Origin of the sequence: Erwinia sp. (assembly GCF_031978025.1) — a bacterium.
GTDB lineage: Bacteria > Pseudomonadota > Gammaproteobacteria > Enterobacterales > Enterobacteriaceae > Erwinia.
In genome coordinates, this window is record NZ_DALZCD010000093.1 from 1 (window position 1) to 14,031 (window position 14,031).

At 56.0% G+C, this 14,031-nt stretch carries 14 protein-coding genes; 7 read left to right on the plus strand and 7 right to left on the minus strand.

Translation table 11 applies throughout. The features are described 5' to 3' along the window. Positions 1–1,469 (minus strand): sensor histidine kinase (locus tag RTK32_RS09505; RefSeq protein ID WP_312043386.1); only part of this gene is annotated, 1,469 nt, incomplete at its 3' end. A gap of 306 nt (positions 1,470–1,775) precedes the next feature. On the opposite strand from RTK32_RS09505, the gene RTK32_RS09510 reads away from it, so the two are divergent. Together RTK32_RS09510 and alaC are read left to right on the plus strand one after the other, a co-directional pair. Next, entirely contained in the window at positions 1,776–2,300 is a 525-nt protein-coding gene (locus tag RTK32_RS09510) for a GNAT family N-acetyltransferase (protein WP_312043363.1), read from the plus strand. A gap of 105 nt (positions 2,301–2,405) precedes the next feature. Further along, positions 2,406–3,632, plus strand: coding sequence for an alanine transaminase (gene alaC / locus RTK32_RS09515; RefSeq protein ID WP_312043365.1), 1,227 nt, complete (start codon positions 2,406–2,408; stop codon positions 3,630–3,632). 44 nt (positions 3,633–3,676) lie between these two features. Here the strand turns inward: alaC and ypdK are convergent, their stop codons facing one another. The 3 genes from ypdK to RTK32_RS09525 form a co-directional block, all read right to left on the minus strand. Beyond that, a complete protein-coding gene (gene ypdK, locus RTK32_RS21320; protein WP_409451080.1) occupies positions 3,677–3,748 on the minus strand; it encodes a membrane protein YpdK in 72 nt (23 codons plus the stop codon). Between the two features lie 197 nt (positions 3,749–3,945). Next, positions 3,946–4,971 (minus strand): HlyD family secretion protein, encoded by a 1,026-nt coding sequence (locus RTK32_RS09520; RefSeq protein WP_312043367.1) that lies wholly within the window; start codon positions 4,969–4,971, stop codon positions 3,946–3,948. A 5-nt stretch (positions 4,972–4,976) separates the two neighbouring features. Further along, the gene (locus RTK32_RS09525) at positions 4,977–6,569 is read right to left on the minus strand and encodes an MFS transporter (protein WP_312043369.1); all 1,593 of its coding nucleotides are present in this window, start codon (positions 6,567–6,569) and stop codon (positions 4,977–4,979) included. Between the two features lie 162 nt (positions 6,570–6,731). On the opposite strand from RTK32_RS09525, the gene RTK32_RS09530 reads away from it, so the two are divergent. The 3 genes from RTK32_RS09530 to RTK32_RS09540 all read left to right on the plus strand — a co-directional run bounded on the left by RTK32_RS09530 (position 6,732) and on the right by RTK32_RS09540 (position 8,598). Then, positions 6,732–7,514 carry an IclR family transcriptional regulator gene (locus RTK32_RS09530; RefSeq protein WP_312043371.1) on the plus strand — a complete coding sequence of 261 codons (783 nt, stop codon included), beginning with the start codon at positions 6,732–6,734 and terminating at the stop codon, positions 7,512–7,514. Positions 7,515–7,526: 12 nt separating this feature from the next. Further along, positions 7,527–7,979: a universal stress protein gene (locus RTK32_RS09535; RefSeq protein ID WP_312043372.1), complete on the plus strand. Its 453-nt coding sequence runs from the start codon at positions 7,527–7,529 to the stop codon at positions 7,977–7,979. A 334-nt stretch (positions 7,980–8,313) separates the two neighbouring features. Beyond that, positions 8,314–8,598, plus strand: a complete 285-nt coding sequence (locus RTK32_RS09540) for a hypothetical protein (protein ID WP_312043374.1) — start codon at positions 8,314–8,316, stop codon at positions 8,596–8,598. 112 nt (positions 8,599–8,710) lie between these two features. Here RTK32_RS09540 and RTK32_RS09545 read toward each other — a convergent pair whose 3' ends face one another. After that, positions 8,711–8,854 (minus strand): hypothetical protein, encoded by a 144-nt coding sequence (locus RTK32_RS09545; protein WP_312043376.1) that lies wholly within the window; start codon positions 8,852–8,854, stop codon positions 8,711–8,713. 290 nt (positions 8,855–9,144) lie between these two features. Between RTK32_RS09545 and RTK32_RS09550 the strand changes: the two genes are divergently transcribed. Next, on the plus strand, positions 9,145–10,026 hold the full coding sequence (locus tag RTK32_RS09550) for an SMP-30/gluconolactonase/LRE family protein (protein ID WP_312043378.1): 882 nt from the start codon (positions 9,145–9,147) through the stop codon (positions 10,024–10,026). A gap of 14 nt (positions 10,027–10,040) precedes the next feature. On the opposite strand, the gene RTK32_RS09555 is transcribed toward RTK32_RS09550, so the two are convergent. Both RTK32_RS09555 and RTK32_RS09560 read right to left on the minus strand, forming a co-directional pair. After that, complete coding sequence (locus RTK32_RS09555) at positions 10,041–11,264, minus strand: MFS transporter (protein ID WP_312043380.1); 1,224 nt, start codon at positions 11,262–11,264, stop codon at positions 10,041–10,043. Positions 11,265–11,666: 402 nt separating this feature from the next. Then, positions 11,667–12,911 (minus strand): mechanosensitive ion channel family protein, encoded by a 1,245-nt coding sequence (locus RTK32_RS09560; RefSeq protein WP_312043382.1) that lies wholly within the window; start codon positions 12,909–12,911, stop codon positions 11,667–11,669. 278 nt (positions 12,912–13,189) lie between these two features. Here RTK32_RS09560 and RTK32_RS09565 point away from each other — a divergent pair. Then, on the plus strand, positions 13,190–14,031 hold an 842-nt coding region (locus RTK32_RS09565; RefSeq protein ID WP_312043384.1), incomplete at its 3' end, for a cache domain-containing protein.

Sequence of the window (14,031 nt, forward strand, 5' to 3'; positions counted from 1 at the left end):
GTATCCCGTACCGCAATACGTATCCGCTCGCCCGCGTCCTGCACGCTGATAGTGACCACGCCTTTACCGCGACAGGGATGCACGCCGTGCACGATAGCATTTTCCACCAGCGGCTGGATCAGCAGGCTGGGCAGCGAACAGCGAATATCTTCATCAATCTCATAAATAACCGTCAGCTTATCGCCAAAGCGCGCCTGTTCAATGGCGATATAATCTTTGATCTGGTAAAGCTCTTTCTTAATATCGATGATTTCGTCGTCGTTCAGCTCAAGGTTGTAGCGCAAATAGCGCGAAAGGTTGCCGATCAGCTGCCTGGCGGTATCGGGATTCAGGCGAATCGACGACGAGATGGCGTTCAGTGCGTTAAACAGAAAATGCGGATTGATTTTGCTTTGCAGGGCGCGCAGCTCGGCTCTGTTGGCCATCTCACGCAGCTGTTCAGCCCGGGACACTTCCAGCTGGGTGGAAATAATCTGCGACAGGCCAATGGCCATCTCCCGCAGCGACCAGGTGATGCGGTGGGCATGGCGATAATAAATCTTCAGCGTGCCGGTGACTTCCCCCAGTTCCCGCAGAGGAATAACAATCATCGAGTGAATTTCCGGCGTGCGGTGCGCCTCGTCATTATTGCGAATAATGATTTCGCCGTTAGCGATGGCTCTGGCCGTGGTTGGGCTGATGCCGTCGTCGCCTTCGCGGTAATTTTGTTCACCGACGCCGACATAGGCCAGGATCTGATTTTTATTGGTTATAGCGACGGCGTCCGCACTGATATCGTCGCGAATAATTTCGCATACTTTACGCAAAGAGCGGCTGTTGACCCGTCGGAACAGCGGCAGCGTTTTATTGGCAATATCCAGTGCCAGCTTGGCTTGCCGGGCGGCTATCGCCTCTTTTTCTCCCTCAACGCTCTGGATCAGCAGCACGATCAGGCCAATGCTGACCGCGCCCAGGATCATCGGTACGGCGATCTCTTCGACGATGGACAGGCCCAGCTCGTAAGGTTTTGCCCAGGCCAGAATCAGGATCATCGTTAACGTTTCACACAGCATCCCACCGATAATGCCGATGCTCCAGCGCCGCGTTTTGGCAACCTTCAGGTTGATCCAGCCTGCGGCGATGCCCGCGATAATACTGGTAATCAAACAGGGTACGGAGGTCACGCCGTGGATGTCGATTAAAAATCGGTGCAGCCCGGCCACCACGCCGGTGACGATACCGACCCAGGGGCCAAACAGGATACCGCCAGCCATAATCGCGATAGTGCGCACGTTCACCAGCGAACCGTCAACGTCAATGCCGCTCCAGGTACCAAAAAGTGCAAACAGCGAAAAGATAGCCGTAACCGCCATCAGCTCCTGGCGGGAGTGCTCATCCTTCTGTAGCAGTTGACGAAAATGGCGAGTGCGTGTCATAAAAAAAAGGCAGATAAGCATGAGGGCGGCGCGGTCCAGTACTGCAAGTAACATCTCAAACATCGAATGCACGGGCGCCTCGGCTGGCGGAGAAAGAGTAGCGACATAATAAGGAAAGCGAACGGGATGCGCCAGGCAAGCCGATACTGATTGCAGCCGATCCCGGTTTGGATCAATTTTATTGTTTCTGGCCGTGTGAACATTATTGCGATAGCCGTGTTGCTAAAAGAGGAAAACCAGGTAACAAAAAGGGGATGTGTTTTTCAGGCGCAGGCGAATTACCTTCACCGGCACGCGGCCGAAAAGCTTGCCTGTCGGCATCCCACTGTAGCGGCGGCTTTTTTCTGTTTCGAGGCGATTATGCAACTAACCACCGAAAGATTAGTGCTGGAAAAGCTCCAGCCGGAAGACTGGCCGCTGTTTCACGAGGTGCACAGCGATCCCGTCAGCATGCAGTTTATCAGTGCCGTGCCGCCGCTGGCGGATATCCGTCAGCGCTTTCAGACCCGGCTACAGCCCTGGGAAGTCACCAGCCTGCATATGCTTTGTGTCACTGTACGGCTGCGAGAAAGCGGTGAGGCGATAGGACTGATAGGCGCAAACGCCGAATGGACGCCCTCACGGCAGGCCGAAATCGGTTACTCGCTGCTGAATCATTTCACCGGTAAAGGGTACGGGGGCGAGGCACTCGGTGCGCTTGCTGCTTATCTGTTCGTGCAATGCCGCTTCCACAAATTGACCGCGCAGGTAGTGGAGGGTAACTGGCCTTCACGACGTATTCTGGAAAAAAATGGTTTTCGGCTTGAGGGTACGCTAAGGGACAACTATCTGCTGCGTGGCAAATGGGTTAACGACTGGTTGTTCGGCAAGCTCGAATCAGATTAATTGGACTCGACAGCCTGGTAAGCTCTGCGTTATGTTGATTATTCGACCATCTTCTGGTCAACGTCGCTCGGACGGTTCCGGGCGCTAACGTACTCAGAGGTTTCTATGGCAGATCGTGACGCACGCCGTTTTTCCCGTATTGAACGTCTTCCTCCCTATGTTTTTAATATCACCTCCGAACTTAAGATGGCGGCGCGCCGTCGTGGCGAAGATATTATTGATTTCAGCATGGGGAACCCGGATGGCCCCACGCCACCCCATATCGTTGAAAAACTCTGTTCGGTAGCACAAAGAGAGGACACGCACGGGTATTCGACCTCGCGCGGCATCCCGCGTTTGCGCCGGGCTATTTCACGCTGGTACGCCGATCGTTATCAGGTGGAGATTGACCCGGAGTCAGAAGCGATTGTCACTATCGGCTCAAAAGAGGGGCTGGCGCACCTGATGCTGGCCACGCTGGATCATGGCGATACCGTGCTGGTGCCTAACCCCAGCTACCCTATCCATATTTATGGTGCGGTGATTGCGGGCGCTCAGGTTCGCTCCGTGCCGCTGGTGGAAGGCGTGGACTTTTTTAACGAGCTGGAGCGCGCTATCCGGGAAAGCTATCCTAAGCCCAAAATGATGATCCTTGGCTTTCCCTCCAACCCGACCGCGCAGTGCGTTGAGCTGGACTTTTTCGAACGCGTTATCGCGCTGGCAAAGCAGTACAACGTGCTGGTGATCCACGATCTGGCCTATGCCGATATCGTTTACGATGGCTGGAAAGCGCCGTCGATTATGGAAGTGCCGGGCGCTCGCGACGTGGCGGTAGAATTTTTTACGCTGTCCAAAAGCTACAATATGGCGGGCTGGCGCATCGGTTTTATGGTGGGTAACAAAGAACTGGTGGCTGCGCTGGCGAGGATCAAAAGCTATCACGATTACGGTACCTTCACGCCGTTGCAGGTCGCTGCCATCGCCGCGCTGGAAGGCGATCAACAGTGCGTGAAGGATATTGCGCAGCAATACAAGCGTCGCCGCGACGTGCTGGTGAAAGGGCTGCATGAGGCGGGCTGGCAGGTGGAAATGCCCAAAGCTTCGATGTATGTCTGGGCGAAAATTCCGGATCATTACGCCCGGATGGGATCGCTGGAATTTGCCAAACATCTGCTGCAGGAAGCGAAAGTCTGCGTCTCGCCCGGCATCGGTTTTGGCGACTACGGTGATACGCACGTGCGCTTTGCACTGATTGAAAACAGCGATCGTATTCGTCAGGCGGTGAGGGGCATTAAGGCGATGTTCCGCGCCGACGGCATATTGCCAGGAATGCTGAAAAACGAGGCGGAATAGGGGCCGGCAGGCGCTGTACCTGCCTTTTGCGCTATCTGAGCGGGCTACAGCATCAGATAAAAAGTGCCTGCCCAGGCCAGCAACAGAAATGACATGCCCATTAATGCATATTTCACGATAAAACTCCTCTGAGCGATAGTGGCCGGAAGCGGCGTGACCGCCTTTTCCGGCTCTGCCCGTCGGCTTCTCTGACGGGATTGCCCGCTAATTTACCCGCTCCGTCCGGCAAAATAAAGCCAGCTTATCCAGGAATTATCTTTTTTTTCAGCGACCTGCCTGCAGCCAGCAGGGCAAATAAACCCACTGCTATCGGTTAGCGGGACAGCTCTGGCACCACCGACATGCCCACCTTCAGGCGCGCCAGATCGGGCTGGCCCGGTTCAAGCAGGATCTTAACCGGCAAACGCTGCGTCACTTTTGTGAAGTTGCCCGTTGCGTTATCGGCGGTAATGGCGGCAAAAGTCGAACCGGTCGCGGGCGCGATGCTGTCCACATGGCCCCGCAGCGTGACGCCAGGCAGCGCGTCCACACTTAACGTGACGCCCGCACCCGCCTGCACATCTGCCAGCTGCGTTTCCAGAAAGTTTGCCACCACATACGTTTGCTGCAGCGGCACGACTGCCATCAGACGCGTACCCGCAGAGACCCAGGCGCCCTGACGGGCGGAACGCTGGCCGACGGCGCCATTGATTGGCGCGGTAATAACGGTATAGGAAAGGTTCAGTCGGGCCTGATCGACGCTGGCTTTGGACGCGGCGATATCGGCATTAGCCTGACGCAGGCTGGCTTCCAGCACGCCCACGGCTTTACGGGCAGCCAGCGCGGCGGCCTGGCTTTGGCGCAGCTGGGCCGACGCTTCCTGCATTGATGCGCTGGTTTTCTGCTGCTCGTCCGCCGTCGCCGTACCGCTTTTCAGCAGGCGACGATAGCGTTCGGCATTCTGCCCGGCGTAATTCAGGGTCGCCTGGCTGGCCGCCACGGCGGCATCATTTTGCGCAATGGTCGCCTGTTGCTGTTCAAGCTGGGCCTGTACGCTGGTCAGCTTTGCCTGACTGACCGCCAGGTTCGCTTCGGCGGTTTCCAGCGCGACGCGATAGTCGCGATCGTCAATCGTCGCCAGCGTCTCGCCGGCTTTTACCTGCTGGTTATCGCCAACGTTAACGGTACGAATATAGCCGGAGACTTTCGGCGCAACGGAGGTATAGTCGGCGGTCACTACGGCGTCATCGGTACGGGCCTGATGACGGCTTATGGCCGACCAGACGAAAAAGGCGATCCCCAGCAGGACCAGCAGCAGCAGGGTCAGCGTTAAGGTTCTTTTGGCAGGTGTGAAGCTCATCGTTATTATCTCACGGCTTTAGTTTGAATAAGAGTTTGCGGCGGCCAGACGCGTTTGGGCAGCCAGGCAGTCAGCAGCACCAGCAGCAGGGCAAAGCCGATCAGCAACAGGTAGGCGTCGCTGATGCTAAGGATCACCGCCTGGTGTTTAAGCAGCGTGGCGAAATGACTCAGGTTTTCGGTCGAGCTGGCCGAACCGTCCGGCAGCAGCGGCTGCATCACCGAAGCATCAGCGCTGTTTGTCGCCGTCATCAGCCAGGGATGATTGCCCAGCCGATCGACCAGATGATGCGAATGAAACTTTTCCCGATGCGTCAGGAAGTTTTCGACAAGGCTACCGGCCGCCACGCTGGAAAAGCCACGCACGGTATTAAACATGGCGGAGGCGTACGGCCCTTCAGGCGGCAGAACCACGCTGGTCGCGCTCATCAACACCGGCAGGATCAGCATCGGTTGACCAAAGGCCTGTAATACCTGGATTAGCCAGAAATTTTGCCTGGCCCAGTCATCGGTCAGCTGCGAACCCAGCAGGCACGATACGCTGAGCAGCGCGGCACCGCAGGTCAGCATCCAGCGGCAGTCAATCCAGCGCAGGTTCAGCAGGAAGGCCATAAAAGGCGCAATCAGCAGCTGCGGCAGGCCGATAGTCAGCGCCAGCGGCGCAAACTGCACGGTGCGGAACCCTTCCACCTGACCGAAATAGGCCGAAGGCAGGGCGGAGCCGGAAAGCGCCACCAGCAGTACACCTGCCAACACCAGCAGCCCGTGCGTTAAATTTTTACGCTGTAGCAGCTGTAGCTTAAATAACGGGAGCGGATGCGACCACTCGTTGATGAAAAACGCCACCAGGAGCGCCACGGAGGCGCATAACATGCCGGCAATCAACGGTGACTGCAGCCAGTCGAGCCGCTCGCCCTGCGTCAGCGTAAGCACCATCAGCGCGATACCGCTACAGCCGGTTAGCATGCCAAACAGATCAATTTGCTTAAACCGCTCCAGGCGCAGCGGATCCTGAGGCAGTCCCCAGCTAATCAACAGCCCGGCAAGCAGCATCGGGGGCACAATTTGCCAGAACACAAACTGCCAGCCTACGGCATCGGTCCAGAATGCCGCCAGCGAGGCGGCCAGGTTAGGGCCAAAAGTGGCGGTTAAGGCATAGGCTGATAATCCGTAAAGCTTGATGCCCGGTGGTAAAAAACGCAGCGCTACCGTCATCAACAGCGGCGGGAGCGCGCCGCCGAACAGGCCCTGAACGATGCGCAGACTGATAAATAACCCCGGCGTCGCGGCAAAAGGCTGTAGCACGCCGGTTAGCGCAAAACCGAACGCTACCGCCAGCGCGAAGCGACGCAGCGAAAAGGTGACGGCAAACCAGGGCGCGACCATCATGGCCGCGACTTCGGCAGCCTGATAGGCAGAAGTAATCCAGGTCGCCCGATCGTAACTAAAACCGATGGCGGCGCGGACATCCGCCAGCGCTAAATCAGTTACGCGATCGTTCAGACCTGAGGTTAGTGCAGCAATCAGCACCCCCACCAGCCCCAGCGCCAGGCGCAGAGTAAAAGGATGAGGGGCCGGTGCGGCAGGTTGAGCATTCATAGCCGGTGCTCCGCAAGCAAAGATAGAGTGATGCAGTGTATTGCATTGTGATACATTGGCGGCCGATATTACAGGGTGAGCGGCTGTATTGCAATGCGATACAGCCTGCCGGAGAGGGGAAAAGAGTGCTACAGTATCGCCATCAACAAGGAAGGAGATTCCATGTCTGAACCTGCAGCTTTGCGCGATGAAGAGCGTACCGGCGGTATTCAGGTCATCTCACGCGCGGCAAAAATCCTGAACGCTCTGGGCGACCGCCCCAATGGCATGAGCCTGGGCGAAATCGCACAGGCTGTCGATCTGCCTCGCTCAACCGTACAGCGTATCGTCAGCGCACTTGATTCGGTACAGCTGGTGCGCAGCCAGGGCGCAGGCGGCGTGAGGCTTGGCCCGGCACTGCTGCGGCTGATTGCCAGCGTCCATACCGATGTCGTGGCGATTGTACAGCCCTGGCTGCAGGCGCTGAGCACCGCCACGGGCGAAACGGTGTCGCTGGCCCGCGCCAGCGGATTGCAGCTGGCCATCGTGCACTATGTGGTAGCCGATCGCGAGCTACGTGTGGTGCCGCGCATCGGGCTGAACCTGCCGCTTTACAGCACCTCAGGTGGCCGGGCACTGCTGGCGCTGGAGAGTGATGAGGAAGCGCGGGCGTGGGTAGGTGATGCCTATGAAGCGATAACCGAACTGACCGTCAAAGCGTATCCTGATTTGATGGAAAGACTGCAGGAAATCCGCCGCACCGGTCTCTCTTACGATCGCGGCGAGACGCTGGAAGGAATCTCTACCATGGCGGTAGCGATAGATACCATACTGGGGCGCTTTTCCGTCAGCCTACTGGTGCCTTCTGCCCGTTTTCAAAAGCACGAAGCGCTCTTTCGTGAAGAGATCCTGAAGTGCAAAGAGGCGTTGGTGGATGAGATCGGCAAAGCGGCTTTACGTGACTAACAGGAGTGGCAAATGAAAAAGCTTTTAGTGGCGGTGGATAATTCGGCGCTGGCGCGCAAGGTAGTGGCGTTGGCAACGGAGCAGGCGCGCGCGCTTGACGCGGACGTGGTGGTATTGTGCTGCGTCGATGCCAGCTATGCCAGTACGACGGCGGATTACGTCATTGAGGCGGGTGAAAATCCCGGCGATTTTGGCTGTGCGATGGATGAGCAAAACACGGCGGAAGCGGCCGTTCGCCAGGCGCTGGCCGAGCTGCAGGGCAGCGGCGTTCGCGCGACGGGACGGGTGCTGGCAGGGGAATCGGCCGAAACCATCGTCGCCCATGCCAACAATATTGGCGCCGCGATGATCATCATGGGCCGCCGCCATCTCTCTTCTTTCAACCGCCTGCTGAAAGGGTCGGTCAGCGCGGCCGTTATTGAGCGCGCCAGCTGCCCGGTGCTGGTCGATGTGCGCGTCGACTGACAGGCGACGCCGTTTAATAACGGCACTTCTGGTTAATTTCCCAGCGAATATAACCCTTATAATGTCGCCCGTATCGCGAATTTAGCGCAAAAAAAAGCCCGCTCGCCGCGGGCATAAATCTTTGTAATTATAAATAAAATTCCTGGTGTTGCGCAGACATTTTGCTGTGTCTGACACCATATTGGCATTCATTTTCGCCCCGCGCTACACGGCATCCTGAATCGATTCAATCGGTAAAATATTGCATTGTGCTAAAAGAGGCGCAAAAGCGGTTTTTTCTGATGGTGTCGCCGTGCCGCTTAAGTAAGATGCGTCGGCAAAGAAAGGAGTTAAGATGAAAAAATTAATGGGCGCACTGGCGTTCGCTGTTTTGCTGTCCACTGGCTGTACTTCCGGTAAACCTGGCGCGTTTGAGAAGGTGGGTGAAGATCCCGCGGCAAATAGCGTACTTTATCGTTTCGATCCCAATACGGTAAACAAATTGGCGATGAAACAGGACGTGGAGCATTATTGCACCGAGCGTGGTTTTGATAAGGTTGAGCCGCTTGAGCCACAGGAAAGTCGACTGCCGGGATTAATGAAAACCTGGTATCAATGCAATTACAGCATTAAAAGTTAATAAAAGAAGGCGGGTAATTACCCGCCTTGAAAACTGCATTTTATTTTTATATTGCTGTGTGCAGGCTTTGCCCGCTTTCAGGATGAAACAACTTCACCCATTTATAATTTCTTTACCAGCCCCGGTGCTCCCCATGGTGCCAGCCGTGGTGATGGCCTCGCCCGCCATGGTGCCCGCCGCGATAGTCGTCATGAATAATACACCCGCTCAGCATACTTATTACGCCCAGAAGAGCAATTGATTTAATTAGTCTCATTATTATCACTCCATCACCTTTCCAATAGCTGACACTTTACGGAAAAAAAGTGGAGGAATAATGCCGCTTTTGTAGAGTTATTAGAGTAAATATTTCCAAATAATTCACTGTGAAAAGTTTGCGTTTTATTCGGGCAGAATGAAATAAGAGAAGCCTTAAAAGGCGGCCTTTCAGCACAGAATGTTCTTAAATCAACTTGTTTATCCGACGGCATGAAAATTTGCGTTAATAACGGCAGAAAGGGATTTATACGATAGACTTAGAGCAATTTTTCATGACAAGGACAAACTATGCGTTATCAGGTTAAAAATGTGCTGGCGGCCCAGGCAGAGCTGGGCGAGTGCCCTGTGTGGTCAGTGCGCGAACAGGCGCTTTACTTTGTTGATATTCTGGCGCCCGCGCTGCATCGCTTCGATCCGCAAAGCGGCGAACACAAAACGATGCCGGTTCCTGAACATATTGGCTGCTTTGGCCTGCACGAGCAGGGCGGCTTTGTCGCGGCCCTGCGCAGCGGCGTTTGCCTGTTGGATGAAGAAGGTAATATCACCCGGCGCGTGGCGGACAATCCGGGAGAAGCGGCCTTCAGCCGTTTTAACGATGGCCGCGTAGATCGGCACGGCCGTTTCTGGTGCGGCAGCCTGTGGGAACCGCAGGATCGCAACGGCGGCAAGCTTTGTCGTCTGGATGAGCATCTGCGCCTGACCGTCGAAGCGGAAGATATTAAAATTTCCAACGGGTTGGCCTTTTCACCTGATGATAAATGGATGTACCACACCGATACGCCCAACGGCGTGCTCTATCGCTATCCGGTTGATGACAAGGGCGATATCGGCCCGCGTGAAGTGATACGTCATTTTGTACAGGAACAAGGTGGCCTGCCGGATGGCGCGGCAGTGGACAGCGAAGGCTTCTACTGGTCAGCAATGTTTGACGGCTCGCGGGTTATTCGTCTTAATCCTGGCACGGGTGAAATCGTGGACGAGATCCCCTTGCCGGTACGCTGGCCAACTATGGTCGCTTTCGGCGGGCCGGATCTGAAAACGCTCTATATTACGAGTTCGCGCGAAGATCGTACTGCAGAAGAGCTGGCGGCTTATCCGCAGTCCGGCGACGTGTTTGCAGTAGACGTCGCCGTTGCGGGCTTGCCGGAACCGCTCTTCCGCCAGGCATAAGAGTGGTGGATGGATTACAGCGGCTGCGCCTGGCGCAGCCCTTCTGGCGCTCGTGGCGGACAGTGCGGCAGACGGATAGTTAGCGACATAATTAATGACAGCATCAGCAGCGCCATAATCAGGCTAAAGGTGACCATAAAGCCGCCAAACAACGACGCAATCAGCGACCCGAGGACGCTGCCAATGCCGAAGCCGAGATAAATCAGGCCGTAATTTTTAGTGAGGTTGTTCAGGCCGAAAAAGTCGCTGACCAGCGAAGGATAAACGGTGATGGTACCGCCAAAGCTGAAAGCCACACAGGCCACGGAAATAAAGAAGGTGCTTTCGTTCATGCGGGTAAACAGCAGAATGCTCATCCCTGCCAGCGAGACAAACTGCGCCAGCGTAATTACCCTGATGCGCGCCATCTTATCGGAAAGCACGCCCAGCACGAGCCGACCGCTCAGGTTGGCAATAGCGATAATCGTGACGGCACTCGCTGCGGTTTGTGTGGAAAGGCTGACCAGACCTTCGCCGATATCTTTCGCCACGCCAATCACATACAGCCCACTCATGCAGGCTGTCAGAAACATAACCGCTAACATCCAGTACTGCGGCTGGCGCACCGCCTGAGCCAGCGAAAAATCACGCACGCTGGCGACATCGCCTGCCGTTGCCGGTTGCTTCGGCGCGTCTTTCATCAGCAGCGCACCCGCGATAATCATCGTCATCGCTATCCCGCCCCAAATCAGAAAAGTGTGCTCAAGGGTGTTTACGCTCAGCAGGTAGCTGCAAATAAACTTAAAGCCCAGACTGCCCAGCCCGTAAGCGCCAATCGCACAGGCCGAAATCATGCCTTTGCGCTCGGGAAACCATTTTACGCAGTTGGAAAGCGTCATCAGATAGCCGGCACCGTCGGCCAGACCAACCAGCACGCCCGCGCTCAGATAAAGCATAAACAGATTGTCGGCCTGCGAGGTCAGCCAGAAACCGACAGCCATCAGCACACCCGCGCCGATGGTCACATTACGTACGCCAAACTTTTCCTGCAGCTTCCCGGCCAGCGACGATGCGACGGCCAGTCCCAGGCTCAGCAAGCCAAAGGAGAAGGCGACCTGGCTGACCGATGCTTCCAGCTTATGGGAGAGCTGGCCATTGAACAGGCTCCAGGTATAAACCGAGCCCAGCGCAAACTGCGTAATAATAGTGCCGGCCAAGGTTAGCCAGCGAACGCGAGAACGAACGGTTGGTGTGCTCATAGGGATGCTCCCGGAAAGAGTAAGAAATTAAGCACAGAATACGGCGGGTTTTAACGGAGCGGGGCAAAGAGGGCATGAACTGCCGCCGTTAAGGAATGAAATGCCGCTGAGGCGGAATGAACGGCGGCGTAAAATGCAGCAGGCGCGTGCAAAAACTGGCGAAATGATGGGCACCCACCTGAGACGTACTCACCGATTCGCAGCAGGTGCACGTCAAAGCTGGTGAAACGGCGGGTGCAGGGCAGTGCCCGCCTGAGGCGTTACTCCACCAACTTGCCGTAGCTGTACGTCAAAGCTGGTGAAACGGCGGGTGCAGGGCAGTGCCCGCCTGAGGTGTTACTCCACCGACTTACCGTAGCCGCACACCAAAGCGGGTAAAACAACGGGCACCCGTCTGAAGCATCACTCCGCCGACCGGATACGTAAGTTACGCAGATCGTTGCCGGTTGGTGTCTGGTGTACGCGTAACCCGAACGCCGGCAGTACGGCAAAAATATGATCAAAGATATCGGACTGGATCCTTTCATATTCCAGCCAGACGGTAGTATTGGTAAAAACGTAGATCTCCAGCGGCAGGCCGTCCGCGCCGGACGCCAGCTGGCGCACCATCAGCGTCATGCCTTTATGCGTGTGCGGATGCGCCTTGAGCCAGGCCTCCAGCCAGGCACGAAACGTGCCGATGTTGGTCATGCGACGGCCGTTCAGCGGGGTACTGATATCCAGACCGATATTATAAGCTGAAACCTCCTGCATTTTGCTTTCCAGGTAAGGCGTCAGCAGCTGAGCGCGCTTCAGGCTGGCTATTTCGTCCTCGCCCAGAAAGTGAATACTGGTGGTATCAATATTAACGCTGCGTTTGATGCGGCGGCCGCCTGACTCCGACATGGCCCGCCAGTTTTTAAACGAGTCGGAAATTAATGCGTAGGTCGGGATCGTCGTAATGGTGTTGTCCCAGTTGCGTACTTTTACCGTGGTCAGCGCGATATCCACCACCGCACCGTCAGCACCGTATTTCGGCATATCCAGCCAGTCACCCAGTTTCAGCATGTTATTAGCGGAGAGCTGGATGCCGGCTACCAGTCCCAGAATCGGATCTTTAAAGACCAGCATCAGGACGGCGGTCATCGCGCCCAGTCCCGTCAACAGCACCAGCGGCGATTTGCCGATCAGCACCGAGATAATCATCAGCGTCACCAGCAGCGCGGCAATCAGCTTCAGGCTCTGAAAAATGCCGCGTAGCGGCATCTGGCGGGCTATCACGCTTTTCTCTGACAGCTCCAGGAAGATATCCAGCAGTGAAAAGAACATCAGCAGGCCGAATACCATAATCCAGACTTCGCTAAGGATCATAAGCGCGCTGTAGGCGGGTTCCAGGCCGGAGAGAAACAGCTCCAGCTGGATTTGTAGGAACACGCCCTGCATCAACAGGGCAAACCGGCTGAAGAGTTTATTGTCTATCAGCGACGTGGGCCAGTGACGGCTTGATTTCTCCGCCATACGACGTAGCAAAGGCAGCAGCACGCGGTGCAGCAGGCCGTGCGCTATCAGCGAAATCAGCAGAATGACGGCAAGAACGGCAGCGAGCGCAATCAACGGCGCCCAGGGCACGGCGAACGCGTTGAGCTGCGTAAGAATAAAATGGTGCATAGGGTTAGTCTCTCATCATCCGGGAGCAAAACACGCGAAAACAGCGCGTAATGACGAAGCAGCAGACGTTCTGCGCGGCGTCAGGGTAGCCTGGCGTCCGTGGCGAAATCAAATCGGATGTTCCCCAGTGTTTTATGCTGATTTACGGGCGTTACCTCCGGCAAACGTGTTCAGGTTTTAGCCAGGTTTGCCGATAATCCGGAGAAGCGAGAATGAAATATCGCGCAAAAAAATGACTCAGCTCCACGTTGCCACTGTTTTACTTTGAGGAATACACCATGCCGGGGATACCAGTTCGTCTGTCAGGGAAATTGATCTTTGGCGGCATTTCGATGCTGCTGTTAACCATGCTATTGGTTTGGTTCGCTATTACTCTTCGCGGACAGCCGCGAGTGGTGGCTGCCAGCAGCAGTCTTATCCAACAAACCGGTGAAAACATCGTAGGCCAGCTGAATCAGCAGCTGCTGCGCATTGAGGGTGAAGTGGTAAGCGTGGCGCGTCTGGCGGAAGTTCTGCCGCATCAGGAAACGCTGGTGAAAAGCGTGGTCCCGCAGATTATCGACAGCAAAGGCGATAAAAGCATTGCGGGCGGCGGGATCTGGCCCGAACCCAACGCCTTTACCGAAGGCGTTGCTCGCCGCAGCTTTTTCTGGTCTCGTGACGCAAGCGGCGCGCTGGCCTACTCAGACGGCTACAACGAGGCTGGCGGCGCTGGCTACCATAACGAAAGTTGGTATACCTCCGTGAGGGAAGCGCCGCGCAACAAATGCGGCTGGTCAGAGGTTTATCAGGATCCGGTGTCACAGGTGAACATGGTCACCTGTAGCGTGCCTTACGTCCAGGGCGATAAATTTGCTGGCGTGGCAACGTTTGACGTGCTGTTGGATAACCTTTCCGGCTTTATGCAGAGTCACGGTAACCTGACCGGCGGCTACGCTTTCGCGCTGGATAGTGCGGGCAACGTGCTCTATTTCCCCGGCGCTAAAGACAAGGCGTTGAAAAAGTTTAGCGCGCTGGCGGCTGAAAAACCCTGGCTGGCGCCGGTGCTGAAGAGCATCGCGCAAAACAAAGCGATGACCACCCTGGACCATGTTCAGGATGGCGTGCTGAATAAAGATGC